The 25667-nt window shown below is 44.1% G+C and carries 26 protein-coding genes; 9 read left to right on the top strand and 17 right to left on the bottom strand.

The window, feature by feature from the left end:
- Nucleotides 1-79 precede the first annotated feature (79 nt).
- Nucleotides 80-1021, top strand: a complete 942-nt coding sequence (gene metA, locus MSG35_RS07590) for a homoserine O-succinyltransferase (protein ID WP_004734938.1) — start codon at nt 80-82, stop codon at nt 1019-1021.
- Between the two features lie 169 nt (nt 1022-1190).
- Entirely contained in the window at nt 1191-1958 is a 768-nt protein-coding gene (gene pilW, locus MSG35_RS07595) for a type IV pilus biogenesis/stability protein PilW (RefSeq protein WP_248383577.1), read from the top strand.
- Between the two features lie 88 nt (nt 1959-2046).
- Here pilW and rlmF read toward each other — a convergent pair whose 3' ends face one another.
- Together rlmF and MSG35_RS07605 are read right to left on the bottom strand one after the other, a co-directional pair.
- Nucleotides 2047-3348, bottom strand: a complete 1302-nt coding sequence (rlmF, locus tag MSG35_RS07600; protein ID WP_248383578.1) for a 23S rRNA (adenine(1618)-N(6))-methyltransferase RlmF — start codon at nt 3346-3348, stop codon at nt 2047-2049.
- 4 nt (nt 3349-3352) lie between these two features.
- The gene (locus tag MSG35_RS07605) at nt 3353-3850 is read right to left on the bottom strand and encodes a M48 family metallopeptidase (RefSeq protein WP_248383579.1); all 498 of its coding nucleotides are present in this window, start codon (nt 3848-3850) and stop codon (nt 3353-3355) included.
- Nucleotides 3851-4003: 153 nt separating this feature from the next.
- Between MSG35_RS07605 and MSG35_RS07610 the strand changes: the two genes are divergently transcribed.
- The gene (locus tag MSG35_RS07610; RefSeq protein ID WP_016786183.1) at nt 4004-4240 is read left to right on the top strand and encodes a glutaredoxin family protein; all 237 of its coding nucleotides are present in this window, start codon (nt 4004-4006) and stop codon (nt 4238-4240) included.
- An 89-nt stretch (nt 4241-4329) separates the two neighbouring features.
- Here the strand turns inward: MSG35_RS07610 and MSG35_RS07615 are convergent, their stop codons facing one another.
- Complete coding sequence (locus MSG35_RS07615) at nt 4330-5202, bottom strand: LysR substrate-binding domain-containing protein (RefSeq protein WP_248383580.1); 873 nt, start codon at nt 5200-5202, stop codon at nt 4330-4332.
- Between the two features lie 110 nt (nt 5203-5312).
- Here MSG35_RS07615 and MSG35_RS07620 point away from each other — a divergent pair, with 110 nt between their 5' ends.
- Complete coding sequence (locus tag MSG35_RS07620; RefSeq protein WP_248383581.1) at nt 5313-6512, top strand: MFS transporter; 1200 nt, start codon at nt 5313-5315, stop codon at nt 6510-6512.
- Between the two features lie 85 nt (nt 6513-6597).
- Nucleotides 6598-7164, top strand: coding sequence for a DUF1415 domain-containing protein (locus tag MSG35_RS07625; protein WP_017096948.1), 567 nt, complete (start codon nt 6598-6600; stop codon nt 7162-7164).
- 28 nt (nt 7165-7192) lie between these two features.
- Here the strand turns inward: MSG35_RS07625 and MSG35_RS07630 are convergent, their stop codons facing one another.
- Complete coding sequence (locus MSG35_RS07630; RefSeq protein ID WP_248383582.1) at nt 7193-8263, bottom strand: diguanylate cyclase; 1071 nt, start codon at nt 8261-8263, stop codon at nt 7193-7195.
- 213 nt (nt 8264-8476) lie between these two features.
- Between MSG35_RS07630 and MSG35_RS07635 the strand changes: the two genes are divergently transcribed.
- A complete protein-coding gene (locus tag MSG35_RS07635) occupies nt 8477-9052 on the top strand; it encodes a nucleoside triphosphate pyrophosphohydrolase family protein (RefSeq protein ID WP_248383583.1) in 576 nt (191 codons plus the stop codon).
- A 143-nt stretch (nt 9053-9195) separates the two neighbouring features.
- Here MSG35_RS07635 and MSG35_RS07640 read toward each other — a convergent pair whose 3' ends face one another.
- From MSG35_RS07640 to gntH, 4 genes are all read right to left on the bottom strand, one after another.
- The gene (locus MSG35_RS07640) at nt 9196-9684 is read right to left on the bottom strand and encodes a GNAT family N-acetyltransferase (RefSeq protein ID WP_017068284.1); all 489 of its coding nucleotides are present in this window, start codon (nt 9682-9684) and stop codon (nt 9196-9198) included.
- A gap of 115 nt (nt 9685-9799) precedes the next feature.
- Nucleotides 9800-10309, bottom strand: coding sequence for a hypothetical protein (locus tag MSG35_RS07645; protein ID WP_248383584.1), 510 nt, complete (start codon nt 10307-10309; stop codon nt 9800-9802).
- A gap of 179 nt (nt 10310-10488) precedes the next feature.
- Entirely contained in the window at nt 10489-11004 is a 516-nt protein-coding gene (locus tag MSG35_RS07650; protein ID WP_048611397.1) for a hypothetical protein, read from the bottom strand.
- A 125-nt stretch (nt 11005-11129) separates the two neighbouring features.
- Nucleotides 11130-12755 (bottom strand): guanitoxin biosynthesis MBL fold metallo-hydrolase GntH, encoded by a 1626-nt coding sequence (gene gntH, locus MSG35_RS07655; RefSeq protein WP_050650037.1) that lies wholly within the window; start codon nt 12753-12755, stop codon nt 11130-11132.
- A gap of 193 nt (nt 12756-12948) precedes the next feature.
- Here gntH and MSG35_RS07660 point away from each other — a divergent pair, with 193 nt between their 5' ends.
- From MSG35_RS07660 to MSG35_RS07670, 3 genes are all read left to right on the top strand, one after another.
- A complete protein-coding gene (locus MSG35_RS07660; protein WP_050650038.1) occupies nt 12949-13788 on the top strand; it encodes a LysR family transcriptional regulator in 840 nt (279 codons plus the stop codon).
- A 98-nt stretch (nt 13789-13886) separates the two neighbouring features.
- On the top strand, nt 13887-14606 hold the full coding sequence (locus MSG35_RS07665; protein ID WP_050645270.1) for a hypothetical protein: 720 nt from the start codon (nt 13887-13889) through the stop codon (nt 14604-14606).
- A 59-nt stretch (nt 14607-14665) separates the two neighbouring features.
- On the top strand, nt 14666-14899 hold the full coding sequence (locus MSG35_RS07670) for a hypothetical protein (RefSeq protein WP_248383585.1): 234 nt from the start codon (nt 14666-14668) through the stop codon (nt 14897-14899).
- A 112-nt stretch (nt 14900-15011) separates the two neighbouring features.
- On the opposite strand, the gene cydX is transcribed toward MSG35_RS07670, so the two are convergent.
- The 9 genes from cydX to btuC form a co-directional block, all read right to left on the bottom strand.
- Nucleotides 15012-15113 carry a cytochrome bd-I oxidase subunit CydX gene (cydX, locus tag MSG35_RS07675; RefSeq protein ID WP_017083482.1) on the bottom strand — a complete coding sequence of 34 codons (102 nt, stop codon included), beginning with the start codon at nt 15111-15113 and terminating at the stop codon, nt 15012-15014.
- A gap of 10 nt (nt 15114-15123) precedes the next feature.
- Nucleotides 15124-16260 (bottom strand): cytochrome d ubiquinol oxidase subunit II, encoded by a 1137-nt coding sequence (gene cydB, locus MSG35_RS07680; RefSeq protein WP_193835675.1) that lies wholly within the window; start codon nt 16258-16260, stop codon nt 15124-15126.
- Between the two features lie 12 nt (nt 16261-16272).
- Nucleotides 16273-17859 carry a cytochrome ubiquinol oxidase subunit I gene (locus tag MSG35_RS07685; RefSeq protein ID WP_193841415.1) on the bottom strand — a complete coding sequence of 529 codons (1587 nt, stop codon included), beginning with the start codon at nt 17857-17859 and terminating at the stop codon, nt 16273-16275.
- Nucleotides 17860-18001: 142 nt separating this feature from the next.
- Complete coding sequence (locus MSG35_RS07690) at nt 18002-19432, bottom strand: PLP-dependent aminotransferase family protein (RefSeq protein ID WP_248383586.1); 1431 nt, start codon at nt 19430-19432, stop codon at nt 18002-18004.
- Nucleotides 19433-19644: 212 nt separating this feature from the next.
- Nucleotides 19645-21099 (bottom strand): lytic polysaccharide monooxygenase, encoded by a 1455-nt coding sequence (locus MSG35_RS07695; protein WP_248383908.1) that lies wholly within the window; start codon nt 21097-21099, stop codon nt 19645-19647.
- A 389-nt stretch (nt 21100-21488) separates the two neighbouring features.
- Nucleotides 21489-22934, bottom strand: a complete 1446-nt coding sequence (gene gbpA, locus MSG35_RS07700) for an N-acetylglucosamine-binding protein GbpA (RefSeq protein WP_248383587.1) — start codon at nt 22932-22934, stop codon at nt 21489-21491.
- A 461-nt stretch (nt 22935-23395) separates the two neighbouring features.
- Complete coding sequence (locus MSG35_RS07705) at nt 23396-23755, bottom strand: DUF6559 family protein (protein WP_050653948.1); 360 nt, start codon at nt 23753-23755, stop codon at nt 23396-23398.
- 58 nt (nt 23756-23813) lie between these two features.
- Nucleotides 23814-24572 carry a vitamin B12 ABC transporter ATP-binding protein BtuD gene (btuD, locus tag MSG35_RS07710; RefSeq protein ID WP_248383588.1) on the bottom strand — a complete coding sequence of 253 codons (759 nt, stop codon included), beginning with the start codon at nt 24570-24572 and terminating at the stop codon, nt 23814-23816.
- Nucleotides 24559-25554, bottom strand: coding sequence for a vitamin B12 ABC transporter permease BtuC (btuC, locus tag MSG35_RS07715; protein ID WP_017096955.1), 996 nt, complete (start codon nt 25552-25554; stop codon nt 24559-24561). Before btuC ends, btuD begins: the two co-directional genes overlap by 14 nt.
- Nucleotides 25555-25667: the final 113 nt, after the last annotated feature.

Genomic DNA, 25667 nt, shown 5'->3' on the forward strand with positions numbered 1-25667 from the left:
TTTGGATATCGACAATCGTATCAAACTACTATAGATTTAGATGTATAGACGTCTACATATCTAGCTTAGGGAGAAAGCTTTGCCTATTCGCATTCCAGACCAATTGCCAGCATCTGATGTTCTTCGTGAAGAAAACATCTTCGTGATGCCGTTATCAAGAGCATCGACACAGGAAATTCGTCCACTTCGAGTCTTGATCCTCAACCTAATGCCGAAGAAGATTGAAACTGAAACTCAATTCTTACGCCTACTATCAAACAGTCCATTGCAAGTGGATGTAGAGCTACTGCGCATTGATGACCGACCAAGCAAAAACACACCGACTGAACACCTTGATAACTTCTACCGCCAATTTGAAATGGTCAAAGGCAGAAACTTTGATGGATTGATCATTACTGGTGCACCGCTTGGCTTGGTTCAATTTGAAGATGTGATTTACTGGGACCACCTAAAAACCATCATGGAATGGGCAAACAAGCACGTGACCTCAACCTTGTATGTGTGTTGGGCCGCTCAGGCGGGTTTGAAATTACTGTATGATTTGCCAAAGCGCACTCGCAAAGAGAAGCTTTCTGGTGTTTATAATCACGAGATTCATCACCCTTACCACCCGCTTCTGCGTGGCTTTGACGATACCTTCTTAGCACCGCACTCTCGCTACGCAGATTTCTCTCAGGAATACTTAGCCGAGCATACCGACCTTGATGTTCTTGCGACTTCTGATGTGGCTGGCGTATATCTGGCGGCGACCAAAGATAAGCGAAACGTGTTTGTAACGGGTCACCCTGAATACGATGCGCATACATTACACGGTGAGTACGTTCGTGATTTAGGCGAAGGTATGGAACCCGTGATTCCAATCAACTACTACCCGAACAACAATCCAGATAATAAGCCTGTCGCAAGCTGGCGTAGTCATGGGCACTTGTTATTCTCAAACTGGTTGAACTACTGCGTTTACCAACAAACGCCTTACGATTTGGATCACTTCAGCGAAGACAACTTTACCAAAGACGATTAAGTTCTTTCTTCCGATTTACAAACACATAAAGCCGTGTTCAGTAGGTTGTTGATAAAACGCCAAATTGGACGCGGTTTTTTTATGGTGTTTGAGTCGCATTCCATAATAGATTTACCACTTCAATGGGTTTGATTTCATATGATGGCTTGGTGTTCATAAGGAGCTTCACATGCCTGCCAAGCCGTCATTCTCAAATCCGATTTCGTTATCCCGCCGCCTTTCGTTATCAAGTGTAGTACTACTCGCCTCGCTTTCGTTGGTCGGTTGCGTCTCTGTCACTGAAGGACCACCAAAGATTGAAAGTGATCCTATCGCGATGTCTGAATCTCGAATCGAATTAGGTTTGGGCTATATGGGACAAGGCAATATGGTAAGAGCGCGTGAAAACCTTGAGCTCGCGATTAAACACGCACCTAGCTACTACCGTGCTCGGCTTTCAATGGCGCATTACTACGAACAAGTGGGTGAAGTAGATGAAGCGAGAAACACTTACCGCAAAGCACTCAGTCTTGATTCAAGAAACGGCAATGTATTGAACAACTACGGTACCTTCTTGTGTAAACAGGGCGAATACGAGCAAGCCGATAAATACTTTAATCGCGCTATCGATCAACCTTACTACTACTTGGTGTCTGCAAGTTATGAAAATGCCGCGTTTTGCGCATTTAAGGCTGGCAATACAGACCAAGCGAAGTACTACTTTAGCAGAGCGATTGACCACGATCCCAACCGGGTGAAATCGATACTACAGTTATCAAAGATTGAAGTGAGTGACGCCGATTACAATGACGCTCGACTTCGTTTATTCAAATTCCACCAACGTTATGGCTATCAAATTCCATCGCTTAAAATCTTGGTCGATCTCGAGAATAAAGCAGGCAACAAAGCTCTAGAGCAGAAATATCAGAGTAAGTTAGATGAGTTGCTTTCTGCTTAGCAAATATACAAAACACAAAAGACGGGCTTGTCGCGTTAACAACAAGCCCGTCCGTATTTCAGTTTAACGCCTTAACTAAGAGCAGCGACTATTTAAGCGCAATCCACTCTTGTCTTTGCTCGTCATCCATAAAGGTCCATGCGATAAAGCGACTTACCTTCTGGCCTTGTGACATCTCGACGACTTTTACTTGTTTCGCTCGCAACTTGCCCAGTTCTGAACGAACCATATCGACGTTGTCTTTCTTAGAAATCAACGTCGTAAACCACAAAACTTGAGTAGCAAAAAGCTGGCTCTCTCTCGCCATCTTCATAATGAAAGCGGCTTCACCACCTGGGCACCAAAGCTCGGCTTTTTGACCACCAAAGTTTAAGGTTGGTTTAGCTTGCTTAGTTGATTTATCTAACTTAGCTGGCTTCTTGTTCGTTTCAGGCTTGAACGACTGACCGGCTTTCTTAGCACGATTCGCCGCTAGATTATCCAGTTTACGTTGTGACCCCTTTTCAGCCTCTTCAAGAGAGCTGTGGAATGGAGGGTTACAAATAGTGACATCGTAACGTTCATTATTCTTAATCACGCCCTTAAAAATAGATTCAGAGTCCGCTTGCAGGCGAGCGCGAATCTTACCTTTTAGATTAGGGTTACTTTCCGCAATGAAGTTCGCTGTTTTAATGGAGACTGAATCGACATCAGTTCCCGTGCAGCGCCACTTATACTCTGTCGCACCAATGATTGGGTAAATACAGTTTGCACCAACACCAATATCTAGTGCTTTCACAGACGCGTGGTTATAGGGTTCACCTTGGCCATCGCTATTAAGGATGTCGGCTACTCTGTGAATGTAGTCTGCACGGCCAGGAATTGGCGGACACAAGTAACCAGCAGGAATATCCCAATGTTTAACGCCATAGTGATGCGCCAACAAAGCTTTGTTGAGTAGCTTAACGGCCAATGGATCAGAGAAATTAATGGTGTCTTCACCCACTGGGTTCTTGATCAGATGCTCTTTTAGCTCAGGCAAGGCTGCAACCAATAACTCGAAGTCATAGCGGCCAGTGTGCTGGTTTCTTGGGTGTAATCCACCTTGAGGTTTTTCAGCCGAACGTCTTTTCTGGGCTGCGTTTTTGTTAAAAGCCGTTTTATTGAAAGAACCCTTATTCGATGATCCTTTATTTGCACCCTGTTTGCCTTTGCTGTCTTTTGCAAAAGGTCGCTTTGCTTTGTTACTGCCCGCGCCTTTCGGTGCACTATTCTTGCGACTTTTATCAGATATTTTCTTGGTAGAAATACGCTTGTCGCTGCCTTCTTTAGCTTGGTTATCTTTTGTTTTTGCTGATGAAGTACTGTTTTTCGACAGGCTTAGCGTCGTTCTATTTTGTGATTGGCTCATTGGGCTACTTCTTTAAATCTAAATACATCATGAATAAACGGGCATCCAACTCAAGTTGATGATATTCCGGTTCCATGTGACAGCATAGTTGGTAAAAGGCTTTGTCGTGCTCTTTCTCTTTGATATGCGCCAGTTCGTGTACCACCAGCATTCTTAGCAAAGGTTCTGGTGCATTTTTAAAAACACTGGCGATACGAATTTCATTCTTTGATTTGATCTTTCCACCGTGATTCTTAGCAACGTAAGAATGCAGACCTAACGCATTATTGATTAGATGTATCTTGCCGTCGTAAATCACTTTGCTGATCGGTGGTGTTTTTTTCATGTAGCGATTTTTTATCTCAATCGCATACTCAAACAGGGCTTTCTCACTTTTGATTTCATGATTCTTTGGGTAGCGAGCTTCAAACCAAGGCACCAATTTACCCGACTCTACAAGTTGAGTAACAGGATCAAGAATGTGCTTAGGATAGCCTTGAATATAGCGTAAAGAAGGATGCATGCTGAAAGACCGTACAAGTTACACCACGACAATACGTTGTGGTCTTGAAAATTGAGCCGCATAGTGTAACTGATCACACTTTTCTAATCACCTAGGATTCGTTACACTTTAGCGAGATTCACCAAGAGCTAGACTCAAAAAGAGATTGTAAAAATGAAACGTGTTGTATTGTACGTCGCAGACAAATGCCCGCACTGTAAAGATGCCCAAAGGTATTTAGACTCTAAGAAAATTGTTTACCGCTTGACGAATGCAAAGATGCAGCGTGGTCGTAAAGAATTGCAAGCGATGGGTGCTCGTTCTATCCCCGTGCTTAAGATCGGCGATCAAGTGATGGTCGGCTGGAATCAGAAGAACTTCGATAAGATGTATAACTCAAAGAACACTTAACGTGATCTAAGAGACTTATATTTCTACAAACAAAGTCCGAATGTCCAACCTAGGATGTTCGGGCTTTGTTTTGTCTATTGCATTCTAAATCACACATACAGTTTAACGAAGTCGATAAAGGTTCGGTCTGCTTTTGACAGATACCCTTCCTTTCTCCACGCCAAAGATAGGTTCAGCTTCACACGGTCTTTGAATGGCACGCCTACTACGTCTTTCTCGTATTCTGTAACCAAGCTAAGCAGCGCAGTAATGGCAAACTCTCGCTTCACGATAGAAAGAATCATCGGTAACAAATTGGTTTCGAAGGCGATGGTCATGTCTAGGTTGTACTTCTTGCAAGTCGCATCAATAAAATCACGGTGGAAGTAGCCTGATTTGAACATGATCAGCTCTTGAGCAAAAAATTCTTCAAAGGTGATGGATGGTTGCGTTGCCAGTGGGTGATCTTTGCCAACGACAGCTAGCATTTCTGAACTTAACAGGTGGTCAGTTTCAAGATCATCAGGCACGTTTTCATGGTTGATTACGCCAATATCAAGTTCGCCGTTTAACAACATTTCACGAATAGAAGCGGTGCCTGCATCAATCAAGGTCAACTTTAGGTTTGGGTACTGGCTTTTAAAGGCCATCACGACTTGGGGAAAAAAATAACTCCCCATCATGCTTGGAGCGCCTAACCGCACTTCTCCTTTCTCTAACCCCTTTAACTCATTCATCGCAAGCTGAGCATCATCAAACTGCTGTGCAATTCTCTTGGCATGTTCAAACAACACCTTTCCCTCTTCCGTTAAGGTGACGGATTTATCTCCTCGACGTAAGAGAATCAACTCAAGCGTCTGTTCGAGTTTTTTAATGGAGATACTCAATGCAGGCTGCGCGATATGCAGCGCTTTGGCGGCCTGAGTGAAGTTACCAAACTGCGCAACAGCCAGAAAATGTCGAAGAGGTTTTGATTCAAGCATGACGATATATAAAATATATAGAGGTGATATTTTTAATATATTTCTTTAATTACACTTGTGCTGATAACTTGTTCACAAATAGCTTACTAACTCGTGCAGGCACAACGTAAATGTTTGATAAAGGCAGTCTTCAATACAAACGCATCACCCAATCATTGGCGATTGGCTCGTTTATCATTTTCTGTAACCTTTACCTCTTTCAGCCAATCTTGCCGCACATGGCGGAACACTTCCAAGTATCGGAAACTCAAATCAACTGGCTGTTTGCCGCGACAACACTTGGGCTTTCCATCAGCTTGGTGCCTTGGGCGATCGCTTCTGAAACCTTCGGTCGAAAACCCATCATTCTGTTCAGTCTGTTCGCTATTCCTTTGATTGGATTGAGCATGGTGTTCACAACCACCCTACTACAGCTTGTTATTGCCCGAGCATTCATGGGAATAGCGGTCGCTGCTTTTGCAGGTGTGGCAGTTGCCTATATGGTCGAAGAGTTATCACCGAAAGCATTCGCTGTCGCGATAGGCGGTTATATTGCGGCTAACTCATTAGGTGGCATTTTCGGGCGTGTATTGGGTGGCTTGATTACGGATTATTTCGACTGGCATGCGACAGTTTTGTTTTTCGTTGTCGGCTCTTTGCTTGGCGCACTCTATATTGCGTATAGCCTGCCTGACCAACAAAACTTCAAACCACAGAAAGGGTTGTTCTTTCACCATAACCGATCTGTAATGATGCACTTGAGAAACCGTACACTGTGGTTAGCTATGCTGATTGGTGGCGCTAACTTTGCCCTGTTCGTTAACTTGTATTCGGTAATGGGCTTTAGGCTAGTATCCGCACCTCATTCAGTGCCTGTGGGTTTAGCTTCACTGATATTTTTGTGTTATTTAGCCGGAACGGTAAGCTCTAAGCTCTCCAACAAATGGACACTTCGTTTTGATCCGCTAAACGGTATATTGATGGGCGTGTGCATTAGCTTAATCGGAATGTTAGTTTCAGCCGTCGATAAAGTCCCGTTCATGTTAGCAGGCTTGTTATTGATTAGCGGCGGCGCGTTCTTCGCTCATACCCTTGCTTACTCTTGGGTGAGTCAAAAAGCGCCGAGCGCGAAAGCGACAGCAACGGCACTTTACTTAGTCCACTACTACATAGGTGGCAGTTTAGGTGGCTTCTTACTATTGTATTGCTGGCAACTGTTCGGTTGGAATGGCGTGATCGCGGGCGGTTCAATCTTCTATGTAGCGATATTTGCTTGGGTCTACCAGTTGAAACAGCTACAAGTATCGACTTCCAAACTCGCACAAGCATAACTAAGACTGAATTTGTAACTCAATTATTGCTTTTGATTAACGTCCGTTCTGATATCCTACGCAAAATTTCATTTCGGAACCTGTTATGTCGAACACTCAAAGCACAGATCTTCAAACCATCCACGACCAAGTAAAACAGTGGTTAGACGATGTCGTTATTGGCCTAAACCTGTGTCCATTCGCAGCCAAGCCACAACGTAATAAACAGATTAAGATCTTTGTGAGTGAAGCGAATACGGAAGAAGCGTTGTTGGAAGACATCATGACGCATTTCGTAGAGTTAGATAACACGCCAGTCGCGGAATTAGAGACGACTTTGGTGGTTGTACCTAACATGCTGCAAGATTTCTTCGACTACAACATGTTCATTGATTGGATTGAAGCGTTGATCAAGCAAGAAGATTGGGAAGGCGTTTACCAAGTGGCAACCTTCCATCCAGACTATTGCTTTGGTGGTGCGGATCCAGAAGACGATGAGAACCTAACGAACCGTTCTCCGTACCCGGTTTACCATTTGATTCGTGAAGCAAGTATGGAAAAGGTGTTAAAGCACTACCCTAACCCTGAAGCGATTCCTGATACCAACATCGCGAGAGTTGAGTCTTTAACGCCAGAAGAACGCCGTAAACTGTTCCCTTACTTGTTTAGCTAATCGTTCAGTTAATCGCTAACATACTGGCTCATATTCCTGAGCGCTCTTGATGATATGGGCGAGAAACAAACTGATCTCGTCCATTTTGTTTCGCAATGTACAGACACTCATCGGCAACCTTGATTAGCTTATCTAACGCCGACATCCTTTCCCCTTTGGTATCCCCTGTACTCAACTCAAAATGACACGCACCAATTGATATAGTGACAGGCTTTCTATCCAGTGTGATTTTCTTCATCTCTTGCAAAAGAGTCATGAACTTATCTTCTACACAACTTGGTGTTTTATTTGGATACCAAAGAATGAACTCTTCACCACCAAAACGCGCGACAAATTCACCCTCTTGAGTGTTATTGCTCAGCACGTTCGCCACTTTCTTTAAGACAACATCACCCATTTGGTGGCCATAGGTGTCGTTGACCTGTTTAAAGAAATCGATATCGACAACGGCCAAGGTTCCCTTTCCTAAAGAGCCTTTTAACTGCTCCACTTCTGCATTCAATGTTTTGAACAAACAACGTCTATTTGGCAAGTGTGTCAGAGGATCATACAGAGCTTGATACTCCAATTTCTCATTCAGCTCTTTTAGCTTTCTTTCTTGCTGTCTTCTAACCAGCTCCACTTCGATCCATGACGCCATTAGTCTCATCACGTCGACATCGAACTCTTTAAACTCACGATGATAGGGGGCTGGGCTTGAAAAATTTAAGGTGCCATAAAGCTCATCATTAACGAAAATGGGAACCCCAATATAAGACTCCAAGCCAAAAGACTGGTAAGCAGGGTGCTTCGCATACTTATCATGTTTGCCACAATGCTCAATACAGATAGGACCAATCGATTTACAGGTAATTTCGCAATAGGTTGAACGATAATCAAAAGTGTCACCGGTATTGAGTTCTACCCCTTCAGGCGTAACACAATGTTCAACAACATAAGTATTGCCATCGACTTTCGATAAGATACCAATATCAAGGTTGAAGCGTTCAAGCCCCATAATAAGCAGCTGAGCGATTTGAATATCGAAGCCCTTTCGATAATCATTGGTGATTTGATACAAGCGGCGTATAACAATTTCGCTTTCACTGGCTTGGTTCATAAATGGGATTCCACTACTGCTGACATTACTGGCAACATTAATATTTCGTATATTAAGAAGAGTAAAGTGTAAAAAAACATAATAATCAATTAGTTTGTATGCAAAATACCTCATTGGTCCAATGAATAAAAGTCGACTTCTTCGACTTTGCGTTAGCACCCTATTCCTAGCTTTGGTAAAATAATCCACTAACGAAACAGAATGGATAGGAAAATGAACCTTTCTCAACTAAGCCAAGAAATCTACGATCACCTTTACCGCGACATTGAAGAGTTCCGCAGTACTTTTGATCTGCCTGTTGCTGCTCCTGAAACAATGGACGAAAAAGGCGATACGCTACATACCTCTCTAGCGATCGAAGAACTAACAGAACTTGCAGAAGCTGATTCTAAAATAGAACAAGCGGACGCTATTGTAGACAGCGTTTATGTTTTGATGGGACGCTTGGTTCACCTTGGTCAAGCTAAGGTTGAAGACAATCTAGCAATCAGCTACCTGATCGACCTACTGTTGAATGTTTCTAAAAACCGCTCAATTGACTTCTTACCATGCTGGGACGAAGTACACTCAAGCAACATGAGCAAAGTCTGTCGCAACGAAACTGAATACGCTGAAACAGAGGCTTTCTATTCTGAGCAGAACATCAAGCTGATGGCGGTTCAAAAAGGCGAATACATCATCGCTAAGTGTGCGGAAGATTTCGTATCTGAGGGCAAGACGGTTCGCCAAGGTAAGGTACTAAAATCTGTACACTACCGTCCTGCGAACCTTGAGCCACTAACGGCTTAAATAAGGTTAAGACTGAGGCGGTTAAAAGCTTCAGCTAACTTGAATAGCAAACGCCACGCTTAAATAACGTGGCGTTTTATTATCTGTCAGTCAATTCTAACTGTGTTAATTTTAGCTGTGTGCTAATTGTAGCTAACTAAGCGCTATACCAGTCGCGCCATATGATAAGCCGCTACATATTCGCCATTTCTGAAAGCGAACCCTGCGGACTCTCCTTCAATCACGAAACCGAACTTCTTATACAGGCTGATCGCTCTTTCATTATCGGTGTACACCGTTAACTCCATTCGCTTGATGTTAATCCAGTTATCACACAGATCGATTGCTGTTGCGAGCAGTTGACTACCCACACCTTTGCCTAACACATCGTCTTTAACACCCATACCGAATGAAGCGACATGTCGTCTTCTTGGGTTCACACACACTTCCATTCCCAAGTTACCAACAATCTCATCGTCGATCATCGCGACATACGAGTACACGTTGTCAGGCATATTAGAGATTCGTTTTTGCCAGCTTTCCAGAGATGGATTTGGGAGTTGCAGCGTACCGGTATAAGCATTAGTGCATTCGTAAACTTCTTTTATTCCCTTTGCATCTGACGGTTCAGACCGTCTCACTATAATACTCATCGCAACTCCTACTATTTTCATCGCTAAATATGAAACACATCCTTAATGTGCACCTAGACACACTATCAAATAGTAAATATTTAACAATAGGTTAGATGGACTTATTTTATTGGGCTTAGTTGATACTGAGTAAACGCCCTCTCTCAATATCTTGCTCAAGCACCTCTGGCGCTAAATCGCCAACTTCATGGTGGTCATGATTATGGTGATGCCCATGATCGTGGCCGTGGGAATGACCTTGATGTTCATTTGCTCTTTGAGCTAACTTGTCTGAATCCAAATAGGTATCAGTCAAATCAGCACAATAATCTTCAGTCCATAAACGTCGAGCCTCATCATCACTCATGATTTGCTCGGCTTTAGGGCCCAACTTGTCCATGTAGAACATCCCTAACTCCTCTCCTTCCACATTGGCGTGGTTGATCAGGTTCATGAAAGCAGGTTCTTGGTTTTCATCAGAGAGATGACCATTTTTGTAACACACAGTTAGACCAATAATGTCATCACCAAGTTGTTCTAGTGCAGGGTTGAAATGATTGTGACTGTGATTATGTTCAGCAGCGGCTACAAGCATTGGAGTTAGTAAAACACATGCGATAGCCAGTAGTTTAATAGTGTTATTCATGGATAGACCTTCTAAATTTGAGAGAACAATTTGATTAGTTGCTTGGCTTAACTTCTGGTGAGATGAGCGGATGGGAACGTCAGGACTATTTCAGCCTGAGCCCCTCTCTCATCTCACTACAAATAATCAATATGATTGGATAACGAGGCTCGATATAACGAGCGTTCTGAAAACAAAAATCACTTATCAACCACGATTCTTGCTGGCGCGATGGTGTAAGCCATCTGCTTCATCTCCCATTGCCCTTTTGCTTCCAAGGCAACCGCTAATGCTTGCGCCTCTTCACATACCTTCGCTGGTTTTCCATCAGCCCAGAATGAAGGACCCGAGGTATATCCACACATAACAGAAAAAGCGTGTTGGCCATCCTTTATTGTGTATTCCGTCATAATGCCTCCACCTTCACCGTGCGTTATTTTTAGCGAGCCTTCATCGGCAACATGCATTGCATCGGAAGGGTTCGGTTTGACATACGTTGTGTAGGTGCCGCCATCTGACATGTATTGGTTGTCATACATGGTGTAGCCTTCTTTTTCTGAAGGTAAGGTCAGTTCGTAGTTAGGATCAATATCCGCTAAACGTTCTGAGTTATTCGTCGCACCAGGTTGATAGTTGTGAGCATTTGATTGTCCGTTAGCGAAAACAGACCCTGCCACTAAAGAAAGGATAACGACCGCTAAAATTGATTTTTTCATAATGAACTCCAGATATTCTAAGCAAAGAGGTTGCTAGCAATGATTTTTATGGTTGAGTAATAGAATGGGTTTATTCACCTAAGTTTTTAGGATGTGAGGGCACATCAGCCCTCACAACAAATACCCTATTTGTTGTCGGTTCCTGCTCCTTCACCAGGTTCAGTAGGACGACTTACCGACTTTCGCTCAAGGTTGTGGTGAGCACGCACTCTATCCATGTATTCTTGCTTGGTGTTCATACCTTGCTTCATTGCTTCTGGTACTTGTTCAGCTGGGATCACGATGTCACGGTCGACTGGCCACTCAGTTAACAGCTCTGGATGGTAGCCTTCTGGGTAGTACAGTTTTGGGTCCAACTCTAAATCACGAATCTCTTGTTCTTGTATGTCTTCACGGCTGTTTTTCGGCAACGGAATTCTAAAGTCAGACCCATCAGCCATATCGAATTGTGGCGCTCGCGCATTCGGAAAATCAGGTAAAATACCTTCACGAACCCACGCGTTATCTTTAGTCATGTTAACGACAATGCCATCTGGCGCACCGAAGTGGTAAGGCCCTTGCCAATGGTGGCGAACCTCTGCAACGGTTTCCTCATTGAGATATGGGTCGAATGTCATGTGTGTTGTCATGAACAAGCGCGGTTGTACTTCATTTGCCACATAACCCGCCGCGTACGCTGGCGTGTGGTGAGTATCAACGGTGTAACGTGCTAAGAATGGCGGTACACCTTGAATAATTGAAGACACACCAAACGTTTCAGTTTGCAGTTCAGTAATGAACAAGTCTGCACCTTTTGCGTATTTCAAATCCAACTCTGTTGGACGACCGTCTCCTGTCCAAACAAATGAAAGCACTCGACCGTCATCTTGAGTCCAATTCAAGCGGTAACCAGACGCGCCATCTTTTGCGTGACTGCGTCGCCAGTGAATCACTTCCACATTGTCTTGGTCATAGATAACACCACCGTCATCGCGGAAATCAAACTCGTGAACCACAATGTCGTTGCCTGATGGGAACACATCAAATGCGTCGGTGTGCCAGTTCAACATTTGCTGCATGCCTTCAATCATATGACGAGTGCCATATTCAGGAGTCGCACCACTCGGGCCATAAATGTTAAGCGGTTTTTCCCAGCGACCATTCCAGCCGCCAAATTGATACAGGTAAGGTAACGAGCCGTAATGGTCTACGTGTAAGTGAGTAATGAAGATATGGTCGAGCTCATTCATCGCGACACCCGCTGCTACGTAGTTCGCAATCGATCCTTCACCTAAATCAAAGACAAAGTTAGAGCCGTTACCCAGTTCTACGTATATCGAGGTGTTTGCCTGTCCTGGGCGAATCATTGGTGATGTCCCCATAAACGTGACACGCATTTCATCCGGTTGAACTTCTTCAGTGCGTGGGAACCAGTTTGCGCCCGACACCATGTGATCCCCATAAGGTGCAATGCCCTCAAACATCAGGCCTTCTTTCCAACCTGAATTGGTTTCTTTGCGATAGTCACCATTATTTACACCGCCCATTAACACAGAAAGCACTTCTTCTTCTGAAGAGTACAAGTTCCCCTTAGGTTGGTTGCTCAGATACTCTTCAAGGGTTTCACCCTCGTGATATTCAAATTTCTCGAGTTTTTGAATATCAGAGTTAGTCTGCTTGGTGTTGTATTGCATCATTGGATCAGCAGCAAAAGCGGTGGTCGTGATGATCATTGCTGTAGAGATGATTGATAATTTTGCGAAAGTTCTCATAGTTTCACCTATCGGTCTGAGTATTTAGTAAATGAATGAAGTTCCTTCCTCACTCCGATGCAAACAAGTTTATTAATAAACAGAACCTTGATATATAGTGTAAACTTTACTTAAAACCTCCATTTCATTTATGAGTTAATAATAGCTCCACCATGATTTGGATGAGTGGCAATAAGAATAGAGAGACCTGAATTTGGACTTGAATCTACTGACGACATTTTTGGCCGTTTACAAACACAGCTCTATCACAGTGGCATCAGAGCAGCTCGATATTTCTCAACCTGCGGTAAGCGCGGCGATTAAGAGACTCGAAGGTGTCGTGGGAAAAGCTTTATTTGTGAGAGAAGGACGAGGTATCGCGCCTACTGGAGCAGCGGTATCACTCGCTAATAAGATAGAAGACCCATTGAACATCATTGGAACAGTTGAGCAGCAAAAGAATGACCTTAAAGTCTACTGCACAGAGAGCTTGCTTCATTTCGTTAGTCAAGTTGAAGGCGTAAACTTTACGGAAGCGCCGCTCGAAGAAGAAGAATTGTTTGATGCGCTTACTGCACAAAAAGTGGATATCGTCATTGATGTACTTTCGAGTAAGAAACACTCATTGATTGAAGAAACCATCGTCGATGAGGAACCCGTGTGTCTGACTCGGATCAATCATCCTCGAATTGGTGAGACACTGAGTAAAGAAGAGTATTTCCAAGAGGAACATATTGCACTCAAGATCAAACGTGCCAACATGAACACGGTCGAGTTTTTATCCGAGAGCGATATCGAGCCGCGAAAAGTCAGAATTGAAACCAGCTCAATTTCAAGCATGCTGATTTTGGCAAGCACGACGGATTACATCGCCGCTTCTACCCGTTCTTTTGCAGAAATGCTCGCACCAGCGCTTGGCTTACGCGTTCACCCTATCCCCATCAAATTAAAACCGCTCACGTTTCGAATGCTCTATCACCGCCGTTACGCTAACGACGAACAACACATCAAAACCCGCGAAGCAATCAAATCGGCATTAAGAAAACATAAATGAAACTGAGGTTTTAACTAAAGTTAACCCTATTAATATAAATTTGGTTTCATCACATACTCTCCAGCAAGTTAATTCAATAGAACGACACTGGAGAATCCATGAAAAAGCTTAACCTTATTGCTCTACCACTTACATTACTCAGCAGCGCAGCGTTTGCGACCTCAACTCAAGTTTACATCGAACAAAACGTTGCCTCTAATGCTGCAGATAACGGTGTCTACACCACAGAAGCTGGCGCATTAATCGATACCTCAGAAAATGGACAAGTCTATATAGGTTTTGATGACCAGGGTTGGCTGGCAGCGGGTTACGGGCACGATTTTCACATCAGCGAGTCTTTCACGTTCAACCTATACGGTGAGCTTGGTAAATGGGACAACGGTGAAGAGTTATTAATCGAAGGTATTATTGATTATCAAGTGAACGACAACTTCAATGTATTCAGTGGATTGGGATATAACCAGTCAGGGCAAGTACTCGAAAATATAAGCGACACCACGATCAACACCAATAAGTTCATCGCGGGTGCGGGGTACTCACTCGCAGGTTGGGATTTAGCTTACCAATACACTCACGAAAACAGTGATGGATCCAATGGCGGGTTTACCCATGACGGTAACAATGTCTATTTTCATCAAGGCGATTACCGTACCAATGAACACGAAGTTATTCTCTCTAAGAGCATCGACGACTGGACACCCTACGTGAAATACACCTACTTCAATACCAACGAAGGTGACCTTTACTTGAACGGCCAATCGATGGGCCCGATCGACAACGACAATATCATTACGCTTGGTTTGTCTTACGACTTCTAAACATCTCAGATTCAATTCTCATAGGCAGATGGATTTGCCCACCTTTCGAGGGCACTACTATGAAAATGACTCATCAACGCAACAAAGTCATTAACATCGCAGCAGCGATCAGTATCATTTTGTTTTCCGCAATTCCCACCTACGCAAGTGCTGATCACTTAGATTTCCATTATCTAGAGCCGCGTTATCTCGAAACCAGCTATCTAGACTCCTCCTCCGTCGAATTCATGACACCAGATTTTGATCAGGGGTATCTTAACGATGAGATTAAACAAAACCTTATTCTGGAATAAATCACCAACACATTACAAAATGTAAAAGACCAGAAACTCACGCTTCTGGTCTTCTTATATTGCTCTTGTTTTCTATATAACTCTTATCCGATTACAGAGCTTTGCTCAGCGATTAAGACTCAGTTTCTGAGTCACTTTTCTCTAGGCTAATCACATTCAAAACTGCAAATGCAGAGGCTAGAAATAAGCCCAATATCCAGACAAAATACCACATGAAAAACTCCTTAATACAGTGAATGGCCATTACGTTCGACATACTCGCTATCAAGTCGCCCAAACATGGTTCGATAACTGAACGCGGTATAACACAGAATGATTGGCACCATCACGAATGCTACGCCTGTCATGATGTTCAAGGTCAGTTCACTCGATGTCGAATCCCACAGCGTTAGGCTATTACTCGGGTTAACGCTAGACGGGATAATGAACGGGAACATTGAGAAACCAGCCGTTAAGATGATGCAAGCGTTAGTCAGGCTTGAACTAATAAAAGCTATTACATCCCATTTCAACCTTGCGCCAATCAAAGCCAGTAATGGAATGGTCACGCTGCCGATTGGTGCAAACCACATCCAAGGGTACGTAACGAAGTTGGTTAACCAAGCGCCTACTTGTGTAACGACTTCTTTGTTCAAAGGATTCGAAGCCGAGCTATGATCCATCGCACTGACTATCAGATACCCGTCAATATGGTTTATCGCCATACAGCCAATCACCATAAGGAAAGCGACAAATACAGCACTCGCCTGCGTCACCGTTCTTGCCTTTTTGTACACTACGTCTGTGGTTTTCATCATCAACCACGCACCACCTTGTAACAGCGCCATCAATAACCCGACTAGACCACACAAAAGCGCGAATGGGTTGATCAAATCGATAAACGAACCATGGTACTCAACCATCAAGAAGCTATTGAGCGTAAAAGGTAAGCCTTGCATCAAATTGCCAAACGCCACCCCAAACAAGATTGGAGGGAAGAAGCCTGAGAACGAGATTGCCAAGTCACATACTTGTCGCCACTGATCGCTGTCGATCTTTGCTCGATACTCAAGCGCCAAAGGACGCAACCACAATGAAATAAGCACCAAATACATCGCCACATAAAGGCTTGAAAACGATGTCGCATAAACCAAAGGCCAAGCTGCAAACAACGCACCACCTGCGGTAATTAACCATACTTGGTTGCCGTCCCAATGAGGCGCGATGGAGTTGATCATGACTCGTCTCTCAGCGTTCGTTTTACCAATAAACGGTAACAACGCCCCCACTCCCATATCAAAACCATCGGTGATCATAAAACCAATCAGCAGTACACCAATCAGAACCCACCAAATTAAACGCAATGTGTCATATTCGAACATAAGTCAATCACCTTATTGTTGAACTTGTTGTGCCAATTTGGCTTCAAGTGAAGTTGTATTTTGTTCATAGTAATAGCGACCCGTTTTTAAACTGCTTGGGCCTTTTTTAGCAACGGTAATCATCAAGTAACTTTCAACAATGATGAATACGGTATACAGGCTGATAATGAGAGCAAGAGACGTAAGCAGGTTTTCAACGGTTTGAGAAGAAGCCGCGACCGTCACAGGAAGGATTTCACCTACTGCCCAAGGCTGACGGCCATATTCCGCAACAAACCAGCCAGCTTCAATGGCAATCCAAGGTAATGGAATTGACCATAGTGCCGCTTTCAGTAGCCAAGGCTTTTGAGTAATGTTTTTACGGTAGGTTTGCAGGAAGGCCGCACCAAAGACAAACAACATAATGAAGCCACAGCCCACCATGATTCGGAATGACCAGAAAAGTGGCCAGACAGTTGGGATTGAATCATCAGCCGCTTGTTGGATTTGCTGTTCAGTCGCATCGGTTACGGTATGGGTATAACGCTTGAGCAATAAGCCATAGCCGAGATCGTGCTTGGTTTGATCAAACGCTTGTTCCGTCTCATAAGAGGTATCACCTGCTCGTAAACGCTCCAGCAATTCATAAGCGATGATTCCGTTCCGAATGCGGACGAGGTGTTGGTCGCGTAGGTCATGAAGGCCCGTTACTTGCTCATCCAAAGATCGCGTCGCAATAATTCCCATCACATAAGGGATTTTTACCGCGAAGTCGGTTTTGCCTTCCTCTTGGTTTGGTAATCCGAACAAGGTAAATGCCGCAGGTGCGGGTTCTGTGTGCCATTCCGCTTCAATCGCCGCGAGTTTCACTTTTTGAACGTCACCCAGTTCATAGCCCGACTCATCACCTAATACGATCACCGAGATAATAGAAGCAATGCCGAACGAAGCTGCGACAGCAAAAGAACGTTTTGCAAAAGCAACGTCACGACCTTTAAGCAAATAGTAAGAACTCACGCCAAGGATAAACATCGAGCCACAGGTATACGCCGAGGCCACTGTATGCAGAAATTTAACTTGTGCGACAGGGTTAAGCACCACTTCTGCAAAACTGGTCATCTCCATACGCATGGTTTGGTAATTGAACTCTGAGCCGATTGGGTTTTGCATCCAACCATTGGCAACCAAAATCCACAGTGCAGAGAAGCTCGAACCCAGAGCCACCAGCCAAGTCACCACAAGGTGTTGGCGTTTCGATAGCCTTTCCCAACCAAAGAAGAACAATCCGACAAAAGTAGATTCTAGGAAGAACGCGACAAGCGCTTCGATGGCTAAAGGTGCACCGAAAATATCGCCGACATAGTGAGAATAATAAGACCAGTTGGTGCCAAACTGGAATTCCATGGTTAAACCGGTCGTGACACCCAAGGCAAAGTTAATGCCGAACAGTTTGCCCCAGAAGCGGGTCATGTCCTGATAGATTTTTTTACCGGTGAGTACATAGATCGACTCCATGATCGCCAGCAAGCACGACATACCGATAGTCAGAGGGACGAAAAGAAAGTGGAACATAGCGGTTAGCGCAAACTGTAAACGCGACAATTCAACTACATCAAACATTTAAGCTCCAAACATCATAATGATGGCTTTCATATTAAGAATTGGAGCGTATTTCAGCACAGTTTTTACGAACTAAACTAGAACAGATTGATTATTAAAAAACAGAACAGATTTACTTATTAGACGAACGACTGGTCAGAGTTTAACTGCAACTATTGGCTTGCAATTCCATTGTCTGAATCAAGCCGCCTAATGTTTGAATGGCTTCTGCTATTTTGTCGTCACAAGCGTACGAACAGTTAAGACGAATGTGATGAGAGAACTTTTTGTCACTGCTGAATATGATTCCCGGCGCGACAGAGATGTTTTGTTCAAGGGCTAGTTCATACAACTTCTCAACACAAACAGAGTGAGGCAGTTCAATCCAAATGAAGTAGCCACCTTGGCTTTTATGCACCATCGCACTTGAAGGTAAGCTAGATTCTAACAATGCAATATGTGCCTTCTTCCTTTCATTCAAAAGTTTACGAAGCTTTTTAAGATGGTTGTCATAGCTATAAAACGTAAGGTAGTGAGACAAACCGAGCTGAATAGGAATACTGCTGGAAAGTGTTGATAAGTGCTGTAACCGCTGAATCTTTAACGCTTGTTTACGTGCCACTACCCAACCGATTCGAAAGCCCGGTGACAATGATTTGGAAAACGAACCACAAAGCATGATCTGCTCGTCAGTGTCATACGCTTTAGCAGGCAATGAGCTTTGATTACCGAAGTGAAGCTCTCGATACACATCGTCTTCAATCATCGAGATCTTATGTTGGTTCACCAACTCGGCCAATCGCTGCTTGTTTCCATCACTCATCGAATAGCCTACTGGGTTTTGCGACTCTGTCATAAACCAGCACGCTTTGATGTCCATTGAAGCGAACACCGACTCCAACACATCTAAATCAATCCCTCTTCTCGGGTCTGTTGGAATCTCAACAGCAGTGAGGTTTAGCCTTTCTATGGTCTGTAACACACCGTAAAACGCTGGGTACTCTATCGCGACTAAGTCACCCGGTTCGGTACAGGATTGCAGGCATAAGTTAAGTGCCTCCATCGCCCCAGAAGTAATCACAATGTCGTCTGGCAGTACGTTTAAACCTTGAACTTGATAGCGTTGGGCAATTTGCCTGCGAAGTGTTTCACTGCCTGGAGGTAAATTGGTGAGCATGCTGTTGTCGGGCATTTGGCGGCTGGCATTAGCTAAGCTGCGTGACAGTGCTTGATGGGGAAACAAGGCGGGATCAGGGAATGCCGAGCTAAGTGGAATGATGCTAGGGTCTTTGGCTCGTTGAAGTACATCGTATAGCAGGTCACTGATTTTAACAGGATACGGCTTGATGGCTTTTTGTTGCGTGTGTTCTGAGGTGAATACATTTCTACGCGGTAACACGAAATAGCCAGACTTAGGCTTTGAGCGCACATAGCCTTGGTCTTCAAGTTGCTGATAGGCTTGTAATACCGTCTCGATACTGAGTTTATAGCGCTTACACGCATCTCTAATTGATGGGATCTTCTCACCACTCAACCAGATGTTTTGCTCTATCTGATTCTTGATTGTATTGGCGAGTATCTGTGATTTTTTCATCAAAAAGTCTTTTCTATCTAATGCGCAAAATATTACTAAACCGTGAATATTCGAAGTTCTCGGACATTCAGGTATAACAAAGCTCTACCCTAAACCCAATTACCTTCACGGTCGACTTGTTTATCTTTCCCATAAGAAAAGACACCACACTCGTCAAAAAGTGTGGTGCCTTGGTTATTCCTTTAAAGCTATTGAACTAACGATAGTTAAGATTAGTTGGCTGGACGCCAAACGCCCCATTTGTCATTTTCGTAGGTCGCTTTAGGGTTTGTACCACCTTGAACCCACCATTGTGCTTTCCATGACTGGTTCGAGTAAGTCACGACTTCGCCACCAAGGTAAGTCGCTGATGAGTCCCACGTGCCAATGTCTGGGTCAGGAGTCGGATCAGGATCCGGCGTTGGATCTGGGTCTGGTGTTACACCACCGTCATCGGCAATTACTTCGAACGTGAAGGTTTCAACACTGTCGCTTTCAATCGAGCTAGCCATAAACGATAGAGTTTCGTTTGCAGTGATGCCAGTGGTATCCACTACGATAGAAGCCGTGCCGTTATTTTGAATGCTTACAGAAGAACCTTGAGTTTGAGTTAGATTTGCCGCTTCGCTTGTTGCAATCACAACCTTATCGCCAGCATTCACTACATTGTCACTCTTCACTAGCTCGTAGATGTCACCTTTCAGTGGTTCGACACCACCGTCACCACCATCAATCAGCGTTAACTGACCAGAAGCACGGCTATCTTTTGAGTTGAAGAAGTTACGTGAAGGATCGTTTTGGAAGTACATGTAGTGCTGCATTTCAACGTGCCAGTCACCAATGAAGATCGCGCCATCTTTAAACTCTTCGTGCCAACCATTAATTTCTGAAGCCAACAAACGAGCCCAATCGTTAACGTTTGAAGCATCGATAACGATGTCGAAGCTGCGCGCTACTTCACCATACTTGTTGATGATGTCGTACTTAACTGTATCACCAATTTCTGGCGTTCCAAATTGGTCTGAAACAAACAGATCACCACGCACTAGATCGGGTTCTGGACCCGGCTCTGGTGGAGGAGTTGTGCCACCCGCAATAGTGATGTCTGAACAGTTGTAGAAGCCTTCGCCCGCAGCATCATCACGTTGCCAGCGAACGAATAGAATCGCATCGCCAGAACGGTCTGAAGGAATAGTGACATTAATGCGGTACTTGCCGCCATTAACCGGAACGTTACCCTCTTCTTGGATAAGATCTAAGTCTCCCCACGCTAGGCCTTTGCTTAGGTCCGCGTTTGGTTTCGTTAGGTAGAACTCCCAGAAAGAAGGGTTGTGTGGTGCTGTCGCATTGAATACATATTCAAACGTACCAGTATTTAGCTCGGTACGAGTCCAACCAGTATGAGGCGCACCCATACCGCGTTTTTGCGAATCGTTGGCATAACATAACGTGCCGTCAGGAATCGCCGCTTTTACAGCATTGATATTATTGAAATCTTGGACATTTTTAGCGTATTCGTTACGTTGAACAAATGGGTATGAACCCGAAATGTCTTTTGCTTGAGCACACGCAGCATTAGGTGGTGTACCCGACCAAATCCCGCCTTGCTCGTAACACGTGTTCTGACGCGCACTTGGAAATTCAGACCAACCATGAGCATTTGCCACCGAAGGCACACTCGATAGCATAGCCATACCTACTGCTAATTTTAGAATATTATTATTTATTGTTGTCACTTTCCCACTCTCTATTATTTTACCCTACACACAACATTAACTGGTCACTTACCAATCAAAATTGCACTTCGAGGGTTTATAGTTTTTGTTTGAAGAACAACGAAAAATATATACGTCAATTTTATCAATGACAGCGGGTTTTATATTGATAGGAATCAGAGTCACACAACTCAAAGAAATGCGTTGTCGATAGATGATGTTGCTTCGAATTATTGGATCTCAGTATTCCGTCTTGATTGACGTAACATTATTCAAAGTGAATAAAAAAGCGGCTCGATGATTAAGCCGCCTTTGCATCTGGAGATTTAATATACAGCTAAGTGAGTTCGATTAACTCGTAATTAATCTAACTTTTTCCATTGTTGCTCAACCCAATTTGGATCTGCTGCCACACCTGGAAGATACGCTTCATTGTTACATTCTGCTGCCCATGGGCCGTAACATTGATAAACACCTTCGCCTTCAAATAAAACGACGTCGCCATCAACATAGTTACCAAAGCCTTCTGGGTAGACATAATCATGTACAGGTGGTGGCGCATCGGCATCAACTAAATGGAAATCCATCATTTGTTGGCCTACCAATTTTCCTTCGCTGTTTTTGACACTCACTACCAACATATGATGACCAACCTCTGATTTAGACAAAGGTAATGCTACCGATTCTGACGAGTTATCTTCAACCTCCCCACTCCAGTATGCCAAAGATTCTCGAGCATGGTTATACACGGTGAGTTCAGCTTGGGCATCGCCCTCAGCTACCAATGATAGATCGAGTACGGTTGGCTCTTCTCCGATCACGTATTCTGGATCCAGACCTTCAACTGTAAGTGACGTATCGGGTTCTGGCACTTCAACATCGTAACCTATTTCCACACGCTGGATACCGCTGTCAGAATTCACATATATTGGGTTCACACCGTAAATAGGTGCAAAACCATTTTCACTCAACACGCCAGACTTAATGTTATTGCGATCTTCATTAACTTTGGTTGCTAATACCTTAGACCAGTTCTTTGGTTGGCCATCCTCACTATTCGCAATTTTGATACGAGTACTGAGCGCTGAGTTTTCACCAGATCCATCAAACACGCGTGTATATACCGCGTCGCCTTCTTTCAAATTGATCGTAGGAATTATCTGGCCTGCTTTTTCCCAACCCGGAAGTTGAGAATCATCGCCATCAAACACCACATCAATCGCGTTATAGAAAGCCTTGTCGGTGTCGCCCACATCCCACACAGCCAGAATCACGTGATAGCCTTCTCTCTCTGGCACGTTACAGGTGTGAGTCGCCGTGTTCTGTGTCATCTCTCCATGGGCATCAACTTCACAAAAGGGATTTAAGTCAAACTCTGAGCGAGCTAATGGTGAATTTTGGTCCCAACCTTCTTTCGTAATGTAATATTTAAAACCAGCTGCAATATGGTTGGCTCTAAATGTCCATTCAAACTCTTGAGAGCCCGCTTCGATTGGGCGTTTCTGCCAGCGCTCTGAAGTTTGTTCATCTAGGTTTCTTGCCATTAATATTTCAGCACTGGCAATGTAACCATCAGCAGGGCCATCTTCAGGGAAGCCGTCAAAGCCTTCCACACTTTGTGGCTCATACTGTATGTCGCCACAGTCCATGTTCTTCGCCTGACCTTCAGAATCTTCTAAGTGACACAAAGCGACACGACTTATGATGTTGCCATCATCGTTCAGCGATATAAATCCATGTGCCATAGCGCCACCACAAGCCGCAGACAAAGCGATGGCTAAAGCCGTTTTCTCTATTCCGATTCTCATAACATTTCCACTTAAAGACGTCATATTTCCCATTAACAAGACAAAATGATCTTCGCTTGTTTACCTATCCACTTGTTTGATTGAGTAAGCACCTCAATTTGCTATTAACCGTTACTTGGCTCGAACATTAATAAAGCAAATGCATATCAATCAATTTGAGCATGGTCGAGGAAGGTAGGATTATTTAGTCAATAAGGCTGATTGATATTCATCAAAGGTAATACGAAGGGGAAATTATCTTATACATCTGAAGACTATGAAGTTTATTCAATAAATAGAGCAAGGGAATAGGCTAAGAACCTGAGAGACTAGAGGTGAGAAACGTATGAACGGGCTGTTCAGGATATCGCATTGACGCGAAAGTAGAGGGTTTGTTGTCAAAATAACGGTTTTGACGAGTCACATTAGATAAAGGTGCTTTGATGCAAAGTTGATTTAAATAGAGGGAGCTTGGTAGAGCTTTAATAACGGCTATGCATGCCCATGCGATGTGACATGTCGTCGTCCATACGACCGCCCTTCCAACCGCCGCCACCCAATAGATTAAGTACATCTCGCGCTGTGTAGTCTTCTCCGCCGAAGAAGTCATTAGACACATCATTACGCAGCAACTGAATAGTTGGAGCTAATTCAACAGCAAGGTCTTGTGGATCCGCAAACAAGGCTAAAGCAATCTGTTGTTGGCGGTTACTCAACTCACGAGAACTTGTTTCAACCTGTCCAATCGAGAAGAAATCACGGCTTCCGTAGCTCTTCACCATCTTTGCAGACAATGACTTAATCACCTTTTTGATTCTTCTTCTTTGGATGTATCTAAACATATTTGCTTCCTTTACTAACTCGCCTTAAACCCAATGTTCAGCTTAACCAATTAGTCTTTTAACCAAACAAAAGATAGGATTGATTATCGACTGAGATACTTTTGACTTCAGTGTTGAACACGGACTCTAGCTGCTCAGGGGTAAGCACTTGATCAGCTGTGCCTGATGCTTGAAGTACACCTTTATCAAGCAGCAACACTTGGTCTGCATGTCTTAGGGTTCTGTTCAAATCATGGTTTGCCATGATCACGGCAATCCCCTTTTCTGCTACTCGTTCGATGAGCTTGTACAACAAGGCTTCTTGAGCAATATCCAGTGGAGCTGCAGGTTCGTCGAGGATCAGCAGCTTCGCGTATGGGTTAAGTGTCGGCCAAATTTGCAGACACATTCCCGCCAAACGAACACGTTGCCATTCACCACCAGAGAGTGTCTGAATGGAACGATGAAGTTTGTCTGCAATGTCTAGCATCTGGCTGATTTCTTCCAAAGCTGCGTTGATTTCAGCATCAAGGCCGTGTGAGGAGCTTGGCAATGACAACGCAAGGTACTGGAACACTTCCAAGTTGAAAGCCGGTCTCGCGCTTTGGCACAAGTAAGCACGATGCAATGATAAATCTTGTAAAGACAGTTCAGACAAATCCTGCCCGTCGATCTTTATATCGCCTTTGTAACCATCACCAATACCAGATATCGCTTCGAGTAAGGTACTTTTTCCGCTGCCATTAGGGCCGATAACGTGAGTCACCTGCCCTTGGTTGAGCTCGAATGAGAGTGGTAATAAACGAGCGCCGACGCTCAGGCTCTTAATTTGAATCATGATTTTTAATTAACATCCAAATGAAGATAGGCGCACCGATACTGGTGGTCATCACACCCAAAGGTAATTCTGCAGAATCGAGTAATGTACGCGCGCAAATATCAGCAAACACCAACAACGCAGCGCCAGCAACGGCAGACAAAGGAAGAAGGTATTTGTTATCAGTACCAATCGCTAAACGCAATAAGTGTGGCACAACCAAGCCAACAAAGCTGATCACGCCACCTAAAGCTACCGCGCAGCCGACTAAAATAGACACAGCGAAAATTAGACGCCAACGTAATCTAGGAACGTTCACACCCAGTTGCGCGGCATGCGTTTCGCCAATCATCAGTTTGTCTAGCTTGCTACCTTGTAGACACAGCCAAATAATCACGGGGATCATCACTAACGTAAGCGAGTGTTGATACCAAGTTACGCCACCTAAGCTGCCCATCAGCCAATACATCAATAAGCGTAGGCTCAGGTCATCACTAAAATAGAACGCCCATGTCACCATCGCACCAGAAAGAATACCTAACGCGACACCCACCAGCAGTAATTTAGCCGTGGTGAGTCGCATCGTTTTTACCATGCTCACTAGAATCACGGTAAAACAGAGTGAGCCTAAAACGGCGGCAATCATGAACAGTTCTGGTGTAGGAGCAAACGGTAAGAAGAACAGTACGATAACCATCGCCAAACTTGCGCCACCAGAAATGCCGAGCACACCTGGCTCTGCTAATACGTTACCCAATAAGACTTGTAAGCTTGCGCCAGATACGGCTAACCCTGCCCCGATCGCAATCGCTGCTAATAATCGAGGTAAGCGTAAATCAATCAGTAGTTTTTGTTCTAGCGTGGACAATGTGCCCAGAGGGGAAATGAAAAGATCGCCAACCATTAGGTAAATCGCACTCAGCGCGACAAGCAGTGCTGCCATCAGATAAATGGCTCGGGTCCATTTGCGCTGTTTTTGGTGAAGAAGTTGTTGGAAATCCATATCAAGCTACTTTGAAATTGTTCGCGTAACCTTACCTGTATCCCTAAATAAACTCAAGGCTCACACCGTAATGTGAACCTTGATATTTCAACCAGTTGAGCGGTTGTTTTGGT

Source organism: Vibrio sp. 1CM23M, assembly GCF_023161755.1.
GTDB classification, from domain to species: domain Bacteria; phylum Pseudomonadota; class Gammaproteobacteria; order Enterobacterales; family Vibrionaceae; genus Vibrio; species Vibrio coralliirubri.